This is a genomic window from Isoptericola sp. NPDC058082 (genome assembly GCF_042885055.1).
In the GTDB taxonomy this organism is placed as follows: Bacteria; Actinomycetota; Actinomycetes; order Actinomycetales; family Cellulomonadaceae; genus Isoptericola.
The window spans coordinates 266,833-283,196 of record NZ_JBHVSQ010000002.1; the positions used below are offsets into that span (position 1 = coordinate 266,833).

General features: G+C 74.9%; 14 protein-coding genes. 3 read left to right on the forward strand and 11 right to left on the reverse strand.

Annotated elements, in window-relative coordinates; genetic code table 11:
* Positions 1 to 3: 3 nt before the first annotated feature.
* Together ACFVS0_RS04195 and ACFVS0_RS04200 are read right to left on the reverse strand one after the other, a co-directional pair.
* The gene (locus ACFVS0_RS04195) at positions 4 to 960 is read right to left on the reverse strand and encodes a GDP-mannose 4,6-dehydratase (protein ID WP_430548807.1); all 957 of its coding nucleotides are present in this window, start codon (positions 958 to 960) and stop codon (positions 4 to 6) included.
* Complete coding sequence (locus tag ACFVS0_RS04200; protein ID WP_430548806.1) at positions 957 to 1,949, reverse strand: GDP-mannose 4,6-dehydratase; 993 nt, start codon at positions 1,947 to 1,949, stop codon at positions 957 to 959. Before ACFVS0_RS04200 ends, ACFVS0_RS04195 begins: the two co-directional genes overlap by 4 nt.
* Before the next feature lie 224 nt (positions 1,950 to 2,173).
* On the opposite strand from ACFVS0_RS04200, the gene ACFVS0_RS04205 reads away from it, so the two are divergent.
* Both ACFVS0_RS04205 and ACFVS0_RS04210 read left to right on the forward strand, forming a co-directional pair.
* The gene (locus tag ACFVS0_RS04205; RefSeq protein ID WP_430587249.1) at positions 2,174 to 2,845 is read left to right on the forward strand and encodes a hypothetical protein; all 672 of its coding nucleotides are present in this window, start codon (positions 2,174 to 2,176) and stop codon (positions 2,843 to 2,845) included.
* Between the two features lie 9 nt (positions 2,846 to 2,854).
* A complete protein-coding gene (locus ACFVS0_RS04210; protein WP_430587250.1) occupies positions 2,855 to 4,672 on the forward strand; it encodes a hypothetical protein in 1,818 nt (605 codons plus the stop codon).
* 32 nt (positions 4,673 to 4,704) lie between these two features.
* Here the strand turns inward: ACFVS0_RS04210 and ACFVS0_RS04215 are convergent, their stop codons facing one another.
* The 3 genes from ACFVS0_RS04215 to ACFVS0_RS04225 are packed head-to-tail and all read right to left on the reverse strand — an operon-like array spanning position 4,705 to position 8,428.
* Complete coding sequence (locus tag ACFVS0_RS04215; protein WP_430587251.1) at positions 4,705 to 5,760, reverse strand: glycosyltransferase family 4 protein; 1,056 nt, start codon at positions 5,758 to 5,760, stop codon at positions 4,705 to 4,707.
* Positions 5,757 to 6,815, reverse strand: coding sequence for a glycoside hydrolase family 99-like domain-containing protein (locus tag ACFVS0_RS04220; RefSeq protein ID WP_430587252.1), 1,059 nt, complete (start codon positions 6,813 to 6,815; stop codon positions 5,757 to 5,759). The genes ACFVS0_RS04215 and ACFVS0_RS04220 overlap by 4 nt, the downstream gene beginning before the upstream one ends.
* Before the next feature lie 23 nt (positions 6,816 to 6,838).
* On the reverse strand, positions 6,839 to 8,428 hold the full coding sequence (locus ACFVS0_RS04225) for a lipopolysaccharide biosynthesis protein (protein ID WP_430587253.1): 1,590 nt from the start codon (positions 8,426 to 8,428) through the stop codon (positions 6,839 to 6,841).
* A 174-nt stretch (positions 8,429 to 8,602) separates the two neighbouring features.
* Between ACFVS0_RS04225 and ACFVS0_RS04230 the strand changes: the two genes are divergently transcribed.
* The gene (locus ACFVS0_RS04230; protein ID WP_430587254.1) at positions 8,603 to 9,799 is read left to right on the forward strand and encodes a glycosyltransferase family 4 protein; all 1,197 of its coding nucleotides are present in this window, start codon (positions 8,603 to 8,605) and stop codon (positions 9,797 to 9,799) included.
* Between the two features lie 9 nt (positions 9,800 to 9,808).
* Here the strand turns inward: ACFVS0_RS04230 and ACFVS0_RS04235 are convergent, their stop codons facing one another.
* From ACFVS0_RS04235 to ACFVS0_RS04260, 6 genes are read right to left on the reverse strand one after another with little or no spacing between them, the layout of a single operon-like run.
* On the reverse strand, positions 9,809 to 11,275 hold the full coding sequence (locus ACFVS0_RS04235; RefSeq protein WP_430587255.1) for a DUF4038 domain-containing protein: 1,467 nt from the start codon (positions 11,273 to 11,275) through the stop codon (positions 9,809 to 9,811).
* A gap of 12 nt (positions 11,276 to 11,287) precedes the next feature.
* Positions 11,288 to 12,172 carry a glycosyltransferase family 2 protein gene (locus ACFVS0_RS04240; protein ID WP_430587256.1) on the reverse strand — a complete coding sequence of 295 codons (885 nt, stop codon included), beginning with the start codon at positions 12,170 to 12,172 and terminating at the stop codon, positions 11,288 to 11,290.
* Complete coding sequence (locus ACFVS0_RS04245) at positions 12,169 to 12,819, reverse strand: PIG-L deacetylase family protein (RefSeq protein ID WP_430587257.1); 651 nt, start codon at positions 12,817 to 12,819, stop codon at positions 12,169 to 12,171. The genes ACFVS0_RS04240 and ACFVS0_RS04245 overlap by 4 nt, the downstream gene beginning before the upstream one ends.
* On the reverse strand, positions 12,816 to 14,030 hold the full coding sequence (locus ACFVS0_RS04250; protein ID WP_430587258.1) for a polysaccharide pyruvyl transferase family protein: 1,215 nt from the start codon (positions 14,028 to 14,030) through the stop codon (positions 12,816 to 12,818). The genes ACFVS0_RS04245 and ACFVS0_RS04250 overlap by 4 nt, the downstream gene beginning before the upstream one ends.
* 7 nt (positions 14,031 to 14,037) lie before the next feature.
* On the reverse strand, positions 14,038 to 14,889 hold the full coding sequence (locus ACFVS0_RS04255; RefSeq protein WP_430547287.1) for a sugar phosphate nucleotidyltransferase: 852 nt from the start codon (positions 14,887 to 14,889) through the stop codon (positions 14,038 to 14,040).
* A complete protein-coding gene (locus ACFVS0_RS04260) occupies positions 14,886 to 16,331 on the reverse strand; it encodes a glutamate-1-semialdehyde 2,1-aminomutase (RefSeq protein ID WP_430587259.1) in 1,446 nt (481 codons plus the stop codon). Before ACFVS0_RS04260 ends, ACFVS0_RS04255 begins: the two co-directional genes overlap by 4 nt.
* Between the last annotated feature and the right edge of the window lie 33 nt (positions 16,332 to 16,364).

Here is a 16,364-nt window from a genome sequence, read left to right on the forward strand (position 1 = left end):
CGGTCAGGCCGTGAGCAGGGCGAGGTCGTGCCGCACCATGCGGTCGACGATCTCCTCGAACGCGAGCGTGCCGCCCCATCCCAGCACCGTCCGGGCCCGGTGGGCGTCCCCCACCTGCTCCGTCGGGTCGGCAGGGCGCACGAACCGCGGGTCGACCGTGACGTGGGGCTCCCAGTCGTCGACGCCGGCCGCGGCGAACGCGGCGGCCACGAAGTCGGCCACGGAACGAGTCGTCCCGGACGCCACGACGAAGTCGTCCGCGACCGGGTGCCGGACCGACCGCACCATCGCGTCGACGTAGTCGGGCGCCCAGCCCCAGTCGCGTCGCGCGTCGAGGTTGCCGAGCGCCAGGGTGCCGGAGCCGCGATGTGCGATCCGGGCCGCGGCGGCGGTGATCTTGCGGGTCACGAACGTCTCCGGACGGCGCGGCGACTCGTGGTTGTAGAGCACGCACGTGGAGACGCCGAGCCCTTGGAGCCGGAACACCGCGGCCATCTGGTGGGCGTACGCCTTGGCGGCGCCGTAGGGCGACGACGGCCGCACCGTCGTGCCCTCGTCCTGCGGCGCGCGGTCGGGCGTGCCGAAGATCTCCGCGCTCGAGGCCTGGAGCACCCGGACGGGCCGCCCCGTGTCCTCCTGGAGGCGCCACGCCGCGTCGTAGAGGGCCACCGCGCCGAGCCCCGACACGGCGCCCGTCTCGACGGGGTGCCGCCACGAGTACGCGACCGAGCTGATCCCGCCCAGGTTGTAGATCTCGTCCGGACCCGTGCGGCGCACGAGCTCCGCGAGCCCCTCGGCGTCGCGCAGGTCGCCCTGGTGGAGACGGACCCCGGCCGGCAGCCCGACGGTGCGCTCGCCGGCGCGGACCAGCCCGTGCACCTCGGCCCCCTCGGCGGCGAGCCGCTCGGCGAGGTACGACCCGTCCTGGCCCGCGACACCGGTGACGAGGGCGACCGTCACGGGCGCATCCCGGCCAGCTCCGCCTGCTCGTCCAGGTCGTTCTCGACCATCATCGCGACCAGCCGCTCGAAGTCGACGCGCGGCTCCCAGCCCAGCACGTCACGGGCCTTGGACGGGTCCCCGATGAGGAGGTCGACCTCCGCCGGCCGCATGAAGCGCGGGTCCTGCGTGACGTAGCCCGACCAGTCCTCGACGCCCACGCACCCGAAGGCCGCGTCGAGCAGGTCGCGGATGGAGTGGGTCCGGCCGGTCGCGACCACGTAGTCGTCCGCCTGCGGCTGCTGGAGCATCCGCCACATCGCGTCGACGTAGTCGCCGGCGAACCCCCAGTCGCGGCGGGCGTCGAGGTTGCCCAGGGTGAGCGAGTCCTGCAGGCCGAGCTTGATCCGCGCCACGGCCTGCGACACCTTGCGGGTGACGAACTCGGGCCCGCGGCGCGGCGACTCGTGGTTGAACAGGATGCCGCTGGAGGCGTGCAGCCCGTACGACTCGCGGTAGTTGATCGTCATGTAGTGCCCGAACACCTTCGCGACGCCGTAGGGCGACCGGGGCCACAGGAGGGTCGACTCGCGCTGCGGCACCTCCTGCACCTTGCCGAACATCTCCGAGCTCGACGCCTGGTAGAACCGCACGGCGGCGGGGTCGTCGCCCGCGTGCAGCCGCACCGCCTCGAGCATGTTGAGCACGCCCTTGCCGGTCACCTCGCTGGTGAGCGTCGCGTTCTCCCACGAGTAGGCGACGTAGGAGATCGCGCCGAGGTTGTAGACCTCGTCGGGCCGCGCCGCGTCCAGCGCCCGCAGCAGCGACGACAGGTCGGTCAGGTCGCCGGTCACGAGCCGCACGTCCGGCACGGTGCGCCGCACGAGGTCGAGCTTCGGGTTGTTCTGCCCGCGGATCAGACCCCAGACCTCGTAGCCCTTCGAGAGCAAGAGCTCGGAGAGGTAGAGACCGTCCTGGCCGGTGATCCCGGTAATCAGTGCTCGAGGCATTTTGCTCACCGTTTCTGTGCGCCGAGTCAGCGCCGTCCCCCGGCGGCACTCCCCTTCTGGGACGCCACCACGCTAATCAGCAGGAGGGGCGTGGAGACCGTCTGCACCGGGTGAACAGGGCCCGTACCGGGGTGAAAGTGCGCCCGGCGCGCCTGCCCGCCCGCTCGAACTTCATCCGCCCGTGCCCTCGACCGGGCCGCACGCGAGCGAGAACCATCGATGGCATGCCACGCCGGGAGCGGGGACGCCGCGACCACGCCGCGCGGGCCGCGGCGCTGGCCGCAGGCTTCGTGCTGCTGTACGGCGCCGGCGTCGTCGCGCCGTGGGGACAGTGGGTCGACGCGGTGGCGTTCAGCGTCCTGACCGGCGCGGGCGCGATGCTGCACCCCGTCGCGGCCGTCGCCCGTGAGGTCCTGGTGCTGGGGCTCGGCGTCGTCGTCGCGGCGCTCGCCGTCCGCGCGGTCCGCGACCGGCGATGGCGGGCCCTGGCAGCTTGCCTGGCGCTCGCCGCCGCGGCGGTCCTCGCCCTCGTGCTGCGCGGCGCCGTCCTGCCGCGCCCCGTGCACGAGGTGGCGCTCGGTTACCCGTACAACACGTTCCCGAGCACGCACGTCGCGGCGACGGCGGCACTCGCCATCGCGCTCGTCGTCCTCTGGCCCGGCCGTGCCAGGGCCGGGCACGTCGTCGTGCGCGAGGTGGCGGTCGCCGCCGTGCTGGTCGCCTGCGTGGTCAACGTGGTCGCCTTCGCCCACCGCCCCGTCGACGTCCTGGGGTCGCTGCTGCTCGTCGGGGCTGCCGCCTCGGCGGCCTCCGCCGCGTTCCCCGGAGCGCTTTCACCCCGGGCCGACGGCAAGTTCACCCAGGTCGCCGCCCTGCGGGCGCGGGACGCGGCATAGCGTCACCGTATGACCACGCGACGCCGCCGCGCGGCACGGCTCCTGGCCCCCGCCCTCGTCCTCGCCGCCGGCTCGATCTCCCCGGCCGCGGCCGAGGACGGAGACGCGCCCGCGCGCACGGAGTCCCGGGCGGTGACCTGGACCTGCACCGGCGAGCCGTGCCCCTGGGGGCAGACGACCACCGGGAACGCGGCCGTGTGGCCCGAGGGCTCGGGCGCGCTGTCGGAGCGGTACGGCTACACGACGTCGGACGCCATCTACCTGCCCGACGACGCGGCCGAGGACGCCACGATCACCGTCGTCGAGGGTTCGGCGGGCGTGTGGGCCGGCCAGCTCGACGGCCCGCACCGCCACCTCGCCGCGCTGTCGGCCGGCGACGCGTTCACGGTCGGCGACCTCGCCGACGGCGAGGTCGTGTCCCTCCAGAACGACGGCGCGACCTTCGCCTACGCGTTCACGCCCGGGGGCGAGGCCCCGCCCGACCCCGAACCGACGCCCACGCCCACGCCCGAGCCGTCCACCGAGCCGACCCCCCAGCCGAGCGAGGGCGCCGCGTCACGTCCCGTCACCTGGACCTGCACCGGTGACCCGTGCCCCTGGGGTGCGTCGACGACCGGTCACGCCGTCGCGTGGCCCGCGGGCTCCGGCGCGATCACCGCACGGCACGGCTATGTGACGTCCGAGCCCGTCTACCTGCCCGCCGAGGCGGCGAACGGCGACACCATCACGGTCGTCTCCGGGTCGGCCCGGCTCTACGCGGGCACGCCCTCCGGACCCCACCGGAGCATCGGCCAGCTCTCGGCGGGCGACGAGCTCACGGTCGCCGACCTTCCGGCGGGCGAGGTGCTGTCCGTCCAGAACGACGACGGTCCGTTCCGCTACCTCCACGTCCCCGGGGACGCCACCACCCCGGAGCCGACGCCCACCCCGACACCCACGCCGACGCCCACGCCGACGCCGACCCCGACACCCACGCCCGGCCAGGACGCGGCATCCCTGCCGGTCACGTGGCGCTGCACCGGCGAGCCCTGCCCGTGGGGAGAGACGACGTCGGGCCACGCGATCGCCTGGCCCGAGTCGTCCGGCGCGATCACGACCCGCCACGGGTACACGACGTCGGAGGCCGTCTACCTGCCTGCCGCCGCGGCCAACGGCGACACCGTCGCCGTCGTCACGGGCTCCGCGACGCTGTACGCGGGCACGCCCACGGGACCGCACCGCAGCATCGCGCGCCTGTCCGCCGGCGAGCAGCACACGGTGACCGGCCTGCCGTCCGACCAGGTGCTGTCGGTGCAGAACGACGACTCGTCGTTCACCTACGTGCACACCCCCGGGGACGGCTCGACCCCGGACCCCGAGCCGACCCCCACGCCGACTCCCACACCCACGCCCACCGTCCCCGCGGACGCCGTCGTGATGGACTCGACGCTCGCGCTCTGGCACTGCGACGCCTACGCGACGTGCGCGGACGACGGCTGGACGCCGTGGGTGGGCGGCGCGCTCGCCTGGCCGGAGTGGGCCGCGTACCCCACCAACGCGCGAGAGGGCTCGAACTCCCGCACCGTGCGCGACCTCGACGGCGAAGTCATCCACCCCTACATGGGGTCGTGGGCCGACGGCTGCCGGATCCAGGTCCTCGAGGGCGACGTGCTGGTGATCGAGTGGAAGCGCGGCACGGACACGTGGCGGCCCACGTACCTGTCCCCCGGCGACGTCTACACGATCGAGATCGAGGGCGACGAGGACGGCGCCATGATCGAGACGCCGGACACGCCCACCACGTTCAGCGTCGCGCTGACCGACTGCGCCCCGCAGCCGCTGCCCTGACCGTCGCCGTCAGGCGTGCCGACGGGTAGGGGTCAGGCGCGGTAGAGCGACTCGTACCGGTCGACGACGCGCTCCAGCGTGAACTCCTGGACGCGCTCGAGCGCCGAGGCCGCGAGCTCCTCCCGCCGCGCGTCGTCGGCCAGGAGCTCGGCGAGCGCCGTGCCGACGTCCTCCAGCGGCACGACGAGGGCGGTGCGGCCGCCGTCCGTCACGTATCGCGCCCCGGGGTTGGGGGTCGCGACCACCGGCAGGCCGGACGCCATCGCCTCCACGTACGGGATGCCGAAGCCCTCGTAGTCGCTCGGCAGGCAGAACGCCCACGCCTGCTGGAAGGCAAGCGCCAGCTCGTCGTCGGTCAGCCGCCCCAGGGCTCGGACCCCGGGGCCCACGTCGTCGGGCACGTCCTGGCTGACCATCCAGAGCTCCGCGTCGGGGTGCTTCAGCAGCACCGTCTCATGGAACTGGCGCGCCAGCTCCGCGCCGCGCTTGCGTCCGCGCCAGTAGCCGACGAACAGGACCACGGGGTGGTCCGCCCGCCGCGCGGCGTCGGGCCGGAACCGGCTGACGTCCGTGCCGCAGGGCACGACGTCGCGCACCCACGGATACCAGCGGCGCGTCTCGGGCGAGATGACGACGGTGTGGTCGGCGACGAGGGACGCGAGCACCTCGGACAGCCCGAGGAGCACCATCCGCGCCTTCTCCTTGGCGCCCCTGATGGTGCGGGCCTCCTCGAAGCACGACCCGGCGAGCGTGCGCACGTGCCGGGGCACGCGGCGGCGCCACAGCCAGTAGTCGTCGCCCCAGGCGTGCAGCACGTCGAAGGACGAGAGGTCCACGCGGCGCAGCGCGAGCGCGAACCGGAACGTGCGCAGCGAGCCCGTCATCCGCAGGTGCCGGTGCGCGTACACGGCCCCGTCGACCGGCGGGCAGTCGCTGAGCACCGTGACGTCGTGACCGCGCCGCGCGAGCTCGGTCGCGAGCTCGTGCACCTGGTAGCCGATGCCCTGCTTGCTGGTGCTGGGCAGGTAGTAGGAGACGATCGCGATGCGCAGGGGCCGCGCGGGTCCCGGCGGCGTGCCCGGGGTCATCGCAGGCCGTCCCGCAGCGCCTCGAGCCAGCCGCGGCCGTGCCGGAGGTCGGGCTCGAGGTGGTTGCCCTCCGCCCACTCGTTCCACGACTTGACCCACAGCAGGCGCTCGTCGGCGGGCCGGTGCGCGATCGACGCCACCGCCTGCCGCACGTTCTCCCCGAACTTCTCCGGCGTCGCACCGTGCAGCACGACGCCCCCGCGGCCGGAGCGCGGCGTGTTGTCCCAGTTGGGGTAGACGCACGGCTGGACCAGGTCGCCGGTGCGGTTCTGCCCGGACCAGTCCGTCGAGTAGGGGAAGACCTCGGGCCCGCCCGCCGCCCGCCGCAGGGCGCGCATCCGCAGCAGCTCCGCCCGCGACGCCCCGGCCGGCATCCGCATGTACACCCCGGCGTCGAACCCGTCCTCCTTGACCCGGTCGTACCGGGGACCGCCGCCGAGCAGGTCGCTCATCTCCGCCACGAGGTAGAGGCCCTCGAGCCCGGCCTTCCGTGCCAGGCCCTGCCACAGGTCGACGAAGTCCGCGGCGTCGGGCAGCTCCTCGGGCCGGAAGACGTAGAAGACGGGCCGCCCGCCCACGCGCAGGTAGCGCGGGTCGCGGAACGCGGGCAGCACGGCCTCGAAGTGGGCGGTGTAGTCCTCGACGCCCGGGTAGTGCTGCTGCACCAGGATGCGGTCGGCCTCGCCGTGCCAGATGCCGCTCCACGTCTGGTTCGCCCACGCCAGGCAGAACGACACGTCGGGCGCGCCGGAGGCCAGCACCTCGGCGAACGGGCGCTCCAGGATGCGGCGCCCGTTGCCGAACCAGTAGTGCCAGTACGCGAACGCCTCCACCCCGTACTGCGCGGCCAGCTCCGACTGCGCGGCCCGCGCCTCCGGCAGCCGGAGGTCGTAGAAGCCGAGGTCGGCGGGCACCAGCGGCTGCCGGTGCCCCGGGTACAGGCGGCGCGCCCGCGCCACGTTGGTCCACTCGGTGAACCCCGGGCCCCACCACGCGTCGTTCTCGGGGATCGGGTGGAACTGCGGCAGGTAGAAGGCGACGGCCCTGGCTTCCAACGTTTCGTCCCTCTCGTTCGACGTCATGCCCGGCTCGCGGAGACGACCTTGAGCAGCGGCACGGCCACGGCGCGCACCCGCGCCGGCACGGACCGGGCCACCGCGTCGGCATCGGCGGGCGTGAGGCCCGACCGGGTGAGCCGTACCGCGCCCACGAACAGCCCGAGGCCCAGCACGGCGGCCACGACCGCCGACGGCACCGGGGGCGCCCCGACCTCGTCGACGCCCCACCACGTCAGGACCGAGATCGCGGCGCCGAGCACGAACGGCTGGACCATGGCCAGCGCCCGCCGGACCGGCAGGTCCAGCGACCGCGCCTCGAGGACCAGCAGGCCGCCGAAGAGCAGCACCGCCGCCGTCGCGTTGCCGAGCACCGCGGCCCAGACCCCGAGCGGCCGGATCAGCGCCACCGTCAGCCCGACGTCGACCACCAGGCAGGCGAGGTTCGCCCACAGCAGCCAGGTGCCCTTGAGCCGTGCCATGAGGAACGCCTTGAGCGGTCCGGCCATCACCAACAGGCCGCCGGCCACGCTCAGGACGACGAGCACCGGGGGCACGGCGGAGAACTCGGCACCGTAGATCGTCGGGACGAGCAGCGCGAACGCTGGGGTCGCCGCCGCCACCACGCCCGCCGTCGCGGTCGAGGATGCGCGCAGCGCGCGGCCCAGCGCGCGCGCCACCGCCTCGTGGTCCACCTCGCGCAGCCCCGAGATCGCCGGCACGAGCGGCCCCAGCAGCGACTGCGCCGGGGCGAACAGGTGGACGCCGAGCCCGATCGCGAGGGCGAACACTCCGGCGGCCTCCGGCTCCGACATCCAGGTCAGCACCAGCACCTCGCTGCGCGACGAGACGAACGCCTCGACCAGGCCGGCCGCGCCGGCCGGCAGCGCGAACGCCCAGAAGCCCGGCGGAAACCGGCGCAGACGCGGGCGCAGCAGGACCCTGCGGTACAGGGGCGCCACGAAGTACAGGTAGGCCACCGCGCCCAGGCCGGCCGCGACGAGGCGCACCGCCCAGATGGCGTCGGCCGTGCCCACCGTCGTGGCCGCGACCACCACCAGGACCTGCGCGACGAGGTTGACGACCATCGCCGCCTGCGCGTTCTGCGCCGTCTTGTTCTCGATGGCGAGCGCGTCGCCCGCCCCGGAGAACGTCAGGGGCACCAGCACGCCGAAGACGAGGGCGATCACCGTGAGCACAGGATCGGCGTCGATGAGCAGCAGCACCGCCGTGCCCACCACGGGCACGCCCACGAGCATCTTGTAGCCCTGCGCCGCCTGGAGCATGTGCCGCACCTCGGCGAACCGGCCGGCGGCGTGCGCCTTCGACCCGAACTGGACGAGGCCGGTCCCGACGCCCAGGTCGATGGTCGTGAGGACGAGCGCGAGCACGGTCGAGAGGTACGCGAGGCGCCCGTAGTCGACGACACCGAGGACTCGCGCGACGACGATGTTGACGGCGAACGCCAGCGGCAGCATCACGGCGACGTGCACCAACGTCCACAGGGCGCCCCGGATCGCCCGGTCCTGGAGCTCGCCGCGCGTCATGGCCTCGCCGGGCGCGTCCGCGCTCGGTACCGGCGCCGGTGGGGCGGACGTCTCGTCCGTGCTCATCGCACGCACCGGGCCGCCGCCGGACGGTCGGCGCGGACGAGGACGACGTGTGCTGTCACACCGGCCATCGTTTCCGACGACCGCCGGCATTCCGAGGGCCGGAGCGGTTTTTCAGCCGGGCGCGGGCACGTTTCACCCCCGGGAGGACGCCGCCCCCGACCTAGGCTCGACGGCATGGCCATCGGAGTCCCGGCCGGGAGCCACCTGCACGTGATCACGCCCGGCGACCACTTCTCCCCCTCGACCGGGAGCGCCCTGCCCTCGGTCGTGCACGGCCTCGCGTCCGCGACCCCGCCCGGAGCCCCGCGGTCGGTCGTCGCCGTCGCGCGCGGCACCTACCCCGACCGCTACCCGAGCGCCGACGTCGTCGAGTACGACCCCGTGCCGCAGCAACGCGCCGACCGCTACCGCGACGCCGCGGCGGCGCGCCTTGGCCTGCCCCGGACCGGCGCCCGACGGCCGCTCGCCGCCGCGCTCGCGGACCAGGCGCGGTGGCCCGCCTCCGTGGTCCTCGGCCACAACCTCCCCCAGCTCGTCCCGCTCGTGGACGTCGACCGGCACGCTGCCGTGCTCTACGCGCACAACGAGCTGCTGCGCACGTACTCCCCGCGGGAGGCGGCCCGGGTGCTCGACCCCGCGGGCGCCGTCGTCTGCGTCAGCGGCTACGTCGCCGAGCGGACCGCGGACCGCCTGCCGCCGCGCCTGCGTGACCGCGTTCGAGTGGTGCACAACGGGGTCGACACCGCGCTCTTCCGTCCCGGTGACGCCGAACGGGTCGCCGGGGAGCGGCTGCGGGTCGTGTTCGTCGGGCGCACCGTGCCCGACAAGGGGCCGGACGTCCTCGTGGACGCCCTGCTCCGGCTCCGCCGGCCGGACGTGGTCGCCACCGTCGTCGGCACGCCGCACTTCGCCCCCGGCGCGCCCCTCACCCGGTACGAGCGCGAGCTGCGGGCCGCCGCCCGGCCGCTCGGCGACGCCGTGCGCTGGCTCCCGTTCCGGCCCCGAGACGAGGTGGCCGCCCTGATGCGCGCCGCCGACGTCGTGGTGGTGCCCTCCCGGTGGGCCGAGCCGTTCGCCCTCACCGTGCTGGAAGGGATGGCGTCCGGCGCCGCCGTCGTCGCCGCACGGACCGGAGGCATCCCCGAGGCGGCCGGCGACGCCGGGGTGCTGGTGCCGCCCGGGTCCCCCGACGCCCTGGCCGCGGCCCTGGAGGGGCTCGCCGACGACAGCGTGTTCCTGGCCACGACCCGTGAACGCTGCCTGCGACACGCGCGGGCGCACGACTGGCGTGCGGCGCGGCGGACCCTCGACGTCGTCCTCAGCGACCTCGGCCTGACGTCCGTCAGGCCGGCGGGGATGCCCGCGACCTGAGAGCCGGCGTCAGCCCGGTCCGATCACCAGCAGCCAGTCGCCCGCGCCGTCGGCGTTCCGCCCCGGGGTGTGCATCCGCTCGGTCAGCGCCACAGGAGTCGCCGCCCCGGACGACGGGTCCACCCAGCGCGCCCTCCCCGCGGAGGCGAGCACCGCCAGGTCGAGCCCGAGCACACGCTCCGTCGGGACGTAGACGACGGCGGCGCGACCGTCTGCCGTGGCCGCCGCCGTCGCGCGGTCGCCGTCGAGGACGTCCGTCGTGTCGCCGGTCCGCGCCGCCCCCGCGCCGGAGACGACGAGGTCGTCGGAGGGGTGCAGCTCCCACCAGGGGAGCGCCTCGACCACGTCCCGCACCACGCCGACCTGTCGGAGGCCCGGCGCGTCGAGGCGGCCCTGCCAACCGTCGAGGAACTCCCAGTCGTCGCTGCCGTAGAAGTCCCCCGGCGAACCCGACGTCAGGGCCCACGCGGCCTGACGCCGCAGCGACTCGGGGCTCGTCGGCGGCCCGCCGTCGTTGTTCTCGCCCTCGTAGCCGCCCTCGGCGAAGAGCGCGGGGACGGCGGGCTCGCGGTCGTAGGCCTGCCGGACGGCGTCATAGGCGGGCGGGTAGGAGTAGACGAAGGTGAAGTCCACCCGGGAGGCCCAGTACGGGTCGTCGGTGGAGACGGAGCGCGGGTAGCCCAGCTGGATCGAGAACGGCCGGTGGTCTCCCGTGTCGCGGATGCCCTGGACCACCTGGTCGAAGCACCGGTCGACGTCGCTGCCGGCCGCCGGGTCGTCCGCCGCGGGGAAGTAGTCCCCGCCCGTCATCCAGACGACGCCGGGCAGGTCGGCTGCCCACGTGCCCACCCGCTCGCCGTAGGTACGGCACTCCTGCTGCGAGGACGGCGAGAACGCGCGACCCACCGTCCAGCCGTCCACCGGGTAGAGGAACACCGACATGCCGCGCTCCGCCGCGGCGGCGAGGGTCGCGTGGGCCCGGTCCCAGTACTCCGGCACCCAGGACAGGACGTCACCGTCCACGAACGGGAGCAGACCGTCCGCGGTCGCGCCGTCGTCGGACGGCCCGCCGTTGGCCGTCGCGCCCAGCAGCGAGACGATCAGGGCGTTGACCGCGCGCCCCTGCCGGTCGTCCAGGTAGGTCAGCGCCTCCTCGGGCGACAGGTCGACCAGCAGCGACCAGGGCGAGTCGCCGCGCACCAGGACCGGCGCCCCGTCCTGGTCGACGAAGTACCGCCCGTCCGGTCCGACGCCCGTGACGAGGTGTGCCCCGTCCGGCGTCTCGGGCGCCGTCGGCGGCGTCGCGGGCAGCTCCGCGGCGACCGGCCCGGCCGTGCCACCGATCCGGCTCGCCTGCCCCTGGTGCTCCCGGTCCCACCACCACGCGGCACCGGCGACCGCGAGCGCGACGACGGCCGTCGTCGCCACGACGGCGACGACCCGGCGTCTCCGCCCGTGCGACGTCTCCCGCGCCACGACGCCGTCCGCTCAGCCCGCGAAGCCGGCGGCGGTCGCGACGTCGCGGGCCATCCCCCGCCACCTCGGCAGCACCCAGCCCGGCACGATCTGCGTCCAGCACCGCGCCTTCTCCCGGAGCGGGAGTCGCGTCGTCGCGACGGCCCGGTACAGCTCGAGGTTGAGCCGCGTCTGCGGGAAGGCGAAGCGGACCCGCGCGGACGGCGCGTGCCACTTCACCTGCTCCTGGCCCTGCAGCGAGAGCTGCTCGGGCACCCGCCGCTGCAGGAACGCCCGGTCGTCGACGACGACGGCCGGCCCCTGACAGAGCAGCTCGGTCAGCAGCACGATGTCGTCGCCCACCATCGGGCGCAGAGGGCGCGCACGGGCGAGCGCCGAGCGCCGGATCACGCCGTACATGACGTGCGACGCCTGCGACCGGAACAACCGGCGCAGCCGCTCGTGCGCGGCGTCGGCGTCCAACCCGAGGTCCGCGTCCCCGAGGCCGTCGGTGACCGTGCCGTCGCCGTCGACCAGCCGGGCCCGCGTCATCGCCAGCACGGCGTCGGGGCGCTCGTCGAGGGCCCGCACGCACGAGGAGGCGAACGTGGGGAGCCAGAGATCGTCCACGGCCGCCCAGCTGAACAGGGGGGCCGCGGACCGCTCGAGGACGCGCCGGTAGTTCCACGTCCCACCGTGGTTCGTCTCGGCGCGGAGGTACCGCACGCGGGGGTCGGCCGCGGCGACGGCCCGGCAGATCTCCTGGGTGCCGTCGGTCGAGCCGTTGTCGGAGACGACGACCTCGAGGTCCTCCAGGTCCTGCGCGAGCAGGGCCTGGAGGGCTCCCTCGAGGAACCGTTCGCCGTTGTACACCGGCAGCCCGAAGGACAGCACAGGGTCCGGCGCGCCCCGCGTCACGGTGTCCCCCGGCCGAGCGACAGCACGCTCTTGGTCACGGTGTACGCCTCGGCGTAGCGGCTGCGGCACTCCATCCCACGCAGGCGCAGGAGCCCGAGGAACACCTCGTGGTCCCACCAGTCGTGAGCCTTCTGGGAGGCGTAGCAGGCGTCGAGCAGCTCGACCTTGCGCCGCGCCAGCGCGTCGGGGACCGGCACGTAGGTCGACGGGCGACCCATGTCGCCGTCCCACTTGGGGATCTCGTAGTGCAGCACGAGGGCGTCGCGCCAGACGGTCGGAGCCATCGTCCCCACCAGCCGGTGGTCCTGGTGCGCGTCGTCGGGCCGCGGCGCCAGCACCAGGTCCGGTGCCGGGACCCGCTCGGCGTGCTCGTGCAGCGCGGCCCGCGCCTCACCCCACCGGTCCGGCAGGCGCCCGTCCGGCAGCCCGCCGAACACGCTCGTCGCGCCGGGGAGGAAGGCCTCGGCGGCGGTGCGCGCCTCGTCCTGGCGGGACAGGTCGCCGGTGAGCGTGAGGTACGCCGCCTCGACACCACCCCGCGCCGCGAGCGCCAGGAGCGTGCCGCCGCAGGCGATCTCGACGTCGTCCGGGTGCGCGGCGAGGCACACCACCCGCAGCGGGCCGTCGGGCAGCGCGAGGCCGATCATCGGGCGGCCCCCGACCACTCGTGCGGGCTGCCGGCGGCGGCTCCGGGAAGCGTCGAGGCGAGGACGTCGCGGAGCCGCTCCTCCTGGGCCGCCAGCCGCCGGGCCGCGTCCGCGAGCACCGGCCTCGTGTCCGGCGCGGGCTCCCGCAGCAGGGCGAGCACCTGGTCCGCCACCTCGTCCGGGTCGAAGCCGTCGACCGTGTGCACCTGGTCACCCTGGCCGAACTGCTCGAGCAGCCGTCCCTGCTTCGCGCCGTAGCCGAGCGACACGGCCGGGACCCCCAGCCGCAGCGCCGTCACGAGGTGGTGGTACCGGGCCGCCGCGACGACCCGTGACCCGGCCGTCTCCCGCGCCACGTCCGCCAGCGACCCCGCCTCCACGGCCTCGACGTTGCCGGGGCCGGCCGACGCCGCACGGGCGGCGACCTCGCGGGCGGTCGGCGCGTCCGGCAGCGCGCCACCGAGCACGACGACGTCGGCGCCGGACGCCGCCACCCGCTGGACGACCCGCACCATCCGCGCGACGTAGGCGGCGCGGTCCGCCTCCCCCTCCGCCGTCCCGAGGCCCCGGTAGTCGATGACTCCCACGACGACGCGCGGACGCTCACGGCGGGGGGCGCCGTGGGCCGGGAGCCCGAGGACGAGATCGGGCACCACGTCGAGGGGGCGTCGCACCCCCAGCCGGCGTGCGGCGCGCGCCGACCCGTCGTCGCGCACCGTCACGAGGGTCGCGGCGGAGAGCGTCCAGCGGAACAGTCGCGCCGTCACGGGGTGGAAGGCGGCGTCGACCCCGACCGACAGGGCGAGGAACGGCCGTCGTCGGAGGCGGGCGGCGAGCGCGTACCAGAAGAGGGTGAGCGGGATCCCCCCGGGGGCGATCGCCAGCCCCTCGAAGATCCCGGTGCCGGGCACGACCACGGCGTCCAGGTCGCCGACCGTGCGCCACGCGCGGCGCGCGTCGGCCAGCTTGCCGAGCAGGCCGCCCGCTCCCCCGCGACGGACACCGGGATGGTGCAGCGGCACGGCCGCCACGCCGTGCTCCGCCGTCACCGCCTCGCAGCGGTCGGCGACCACCACCGGGGCCAGCCGGTCGTCGGCACGGAGCACGCCCAGCATCGCGGCGAGCGACGCCTCGTTCCCGAAGTTGTGGACCCCGAACTCGCCCAGCAGCCCGACGTGCACCTTCACCTCGCGCACCGGGAGCTCAGGCACCGGGACCTCACGCGCCGGCACGAGCCGGACCCACGACCTCGCCGACCTCGACCTCGGGCACGCGCCGCGGCGCGGGGCGCGCGCCGCGGTCCCACACCGCCCAAGGCCGGTCGCCCACGCGGTTCATCTCCTCCAGCGCGGAGCGCTCCTTGAGCGTGTCCATCGGCGCCCAGAACCCGGTGTGCGGGTGCACGCGGAAGCGGCCGGCGCGAGCGGCGCGCACGCAGGCGTCCATGACGAGGTCCTCGCCCTCGCCGAGGTAGTCGAAGATGCCCTGCCGCAGCACGAAGTAGCCGCCGTTGATGCACATGCTCATGTCGGCGACGGGCTCCAGGTCGCGCATCGTGCCGTCCGGGTCGTAGCGCACCACGTGGAACGAGTCCTGCGGGGCCACCGCCATGAGCGACCCGACGGCGTCCGTGGCGAGGAAGTCGTCGACGATCCGGTCCATCGGGGCGTCCGTGAGCACGTCGCCGTAGTTGGCGAGGAACACCTCGTCGTCGTCGAGGAACCGCCGCACGCGCCGCAGCCGCTCGCCGATCGCCGTGTCGATCCCCGTGTCGACGAACGTGATGCGCCACTCGCTGATGTCGCTGCTGAGCAGCTCGACGTGCTCACCGCCCTTGGTGAGCACGAAGTCGTTGGAGTGCGTCTCCGAGTAGTGGAGGAAGTAGTCCTTCACGGCGTTCGCGCCGTGCCCCAGCGCGAGCACGAACTCCGTGTGCCCGTAGTGCGCGTAGTACTTCATGATGTGCCACAGGACGGGTCGCGACCCGATCGGCATCATCGGCTTGGGCAGCGAGTCGGGGCCGGACCGCATCCGCATCCCCAGCCCGCCGCAGAACAGCACGACCTTCATGACGTCCCTCCCAGGGCCTGCCCGTCGTCGGGCGTCTGACGGACACGGCGCGGCGCGGCCCGCTCCCGCAGCGCGGGGGCGACGGGCCGGCCGACGAGGAAGCCCTCGGTGCCGCCCGCGTCCAGGGCGGCGGCGTAGACGGGCAGCGCCCCTGCGACGGCCTCGACCGTCCGGTCCACGTCCGCGTCGGTGTGCGCGGCGGAGATCACGAACGACTGCGCCAGCACGCCCCGGCGCAGCAGCTCGGCGAGGAACAGGGTGCGGTACGCCTGCGAGGGCGCGCCGTCGTGGTCGCGGGTGCCGAAGACCAGGCACGCCGGGTGCCCCGACACCGTCACCCAGCCGGTCAGCCCGGCGGCGTCCACCACCTGCTGCACCCCGGCGCGCAGCCGCTCGCCCTGGGCGGCCATCGCGCCGGGCACGTCGCTCGCGGCGTACTCGCGGTGCACCGCCAGCCACGCCGCGAGACCCGCCGCCTCCGCGCCGTGCGTCGTCGAGAGCAGGAAGACGCGGCGCGCGTCCGTCGCGAGCCCGCCGAGCTCCATGAGCTCCCGCCGGCCCGCGAGCGCCGAGACGGCGAACCCGTTGCCGAGCGCCTTGCCCCACGTCGACAGGTCCGGCACGACGCCGTACACGGTCTGCGCGCCGCCGGCGGACCACCGCATCCCGGTGATGATCTCGTCGAACACGAGCACCGTCCCGGTGCGGTCGCACAGGGCGCGCAGCCCCTCCAGATAGCCGGGCGGGGGGCTCGCGTGCGCGGTCGCGGCCTCGAGCACGAGGGCGGCGACGCGGCCCTCGTGCCGGGCGAGCAGCTCCTGGACGGCGGCCAGGTCGCCGTACGGGAAGCGGACCGTGAGGTCACTGATCGCCCGCGGGATCCCGGCGTCCATCGGGGTCGTGCCGATGAACCAGTCGTCGGTGGAGAAGAACGGGTGGTCCGCGCAGACGGCGACCAGGTCGCGGCCCGTGGCGGCGCGCGCCAGCCGGACGGCCGCGGTCGTGACGTCGGAACCGTTCTTCGCGAACTTCACCATGTCGGCGCCCGGCACCTGTGCGCAGAACGCCTCGGCGGCCTCCAGCTCCCACCGGCTGGGCCGGGAGAAGCTCACGCCGTCGGCGATCGCCGCCGTCACGGCGTCCACCACGGGCCGGAAGCCGTGGCCGAGCGTGACGCTGCGCAGCCCCATCCCGTACTCGACGTACTCGTTGCCGTCCACGTCCCACACGTGCGCGCCCGCGCCCCGCGCCAGCACCGGGGCCATGCCCTCCGGGTACTGGTCCGCCCCGCGGGCGTAGGTGTGCGCGCCGCCCGGCACGAGACGGTGCAGCCGGGCCTGCGCGGCCGTCGACCGCTCGAAGGAGCGAACGGGCTCCGCGGGCTGCGTCGGGTCGGGCTGCATCTGGTCGGGCTGCGAAGCGTGCTGCGCCAGCTGTGTCATGGTGCCCCCGGGTGCGGTCGGGAGGTGGGTCGT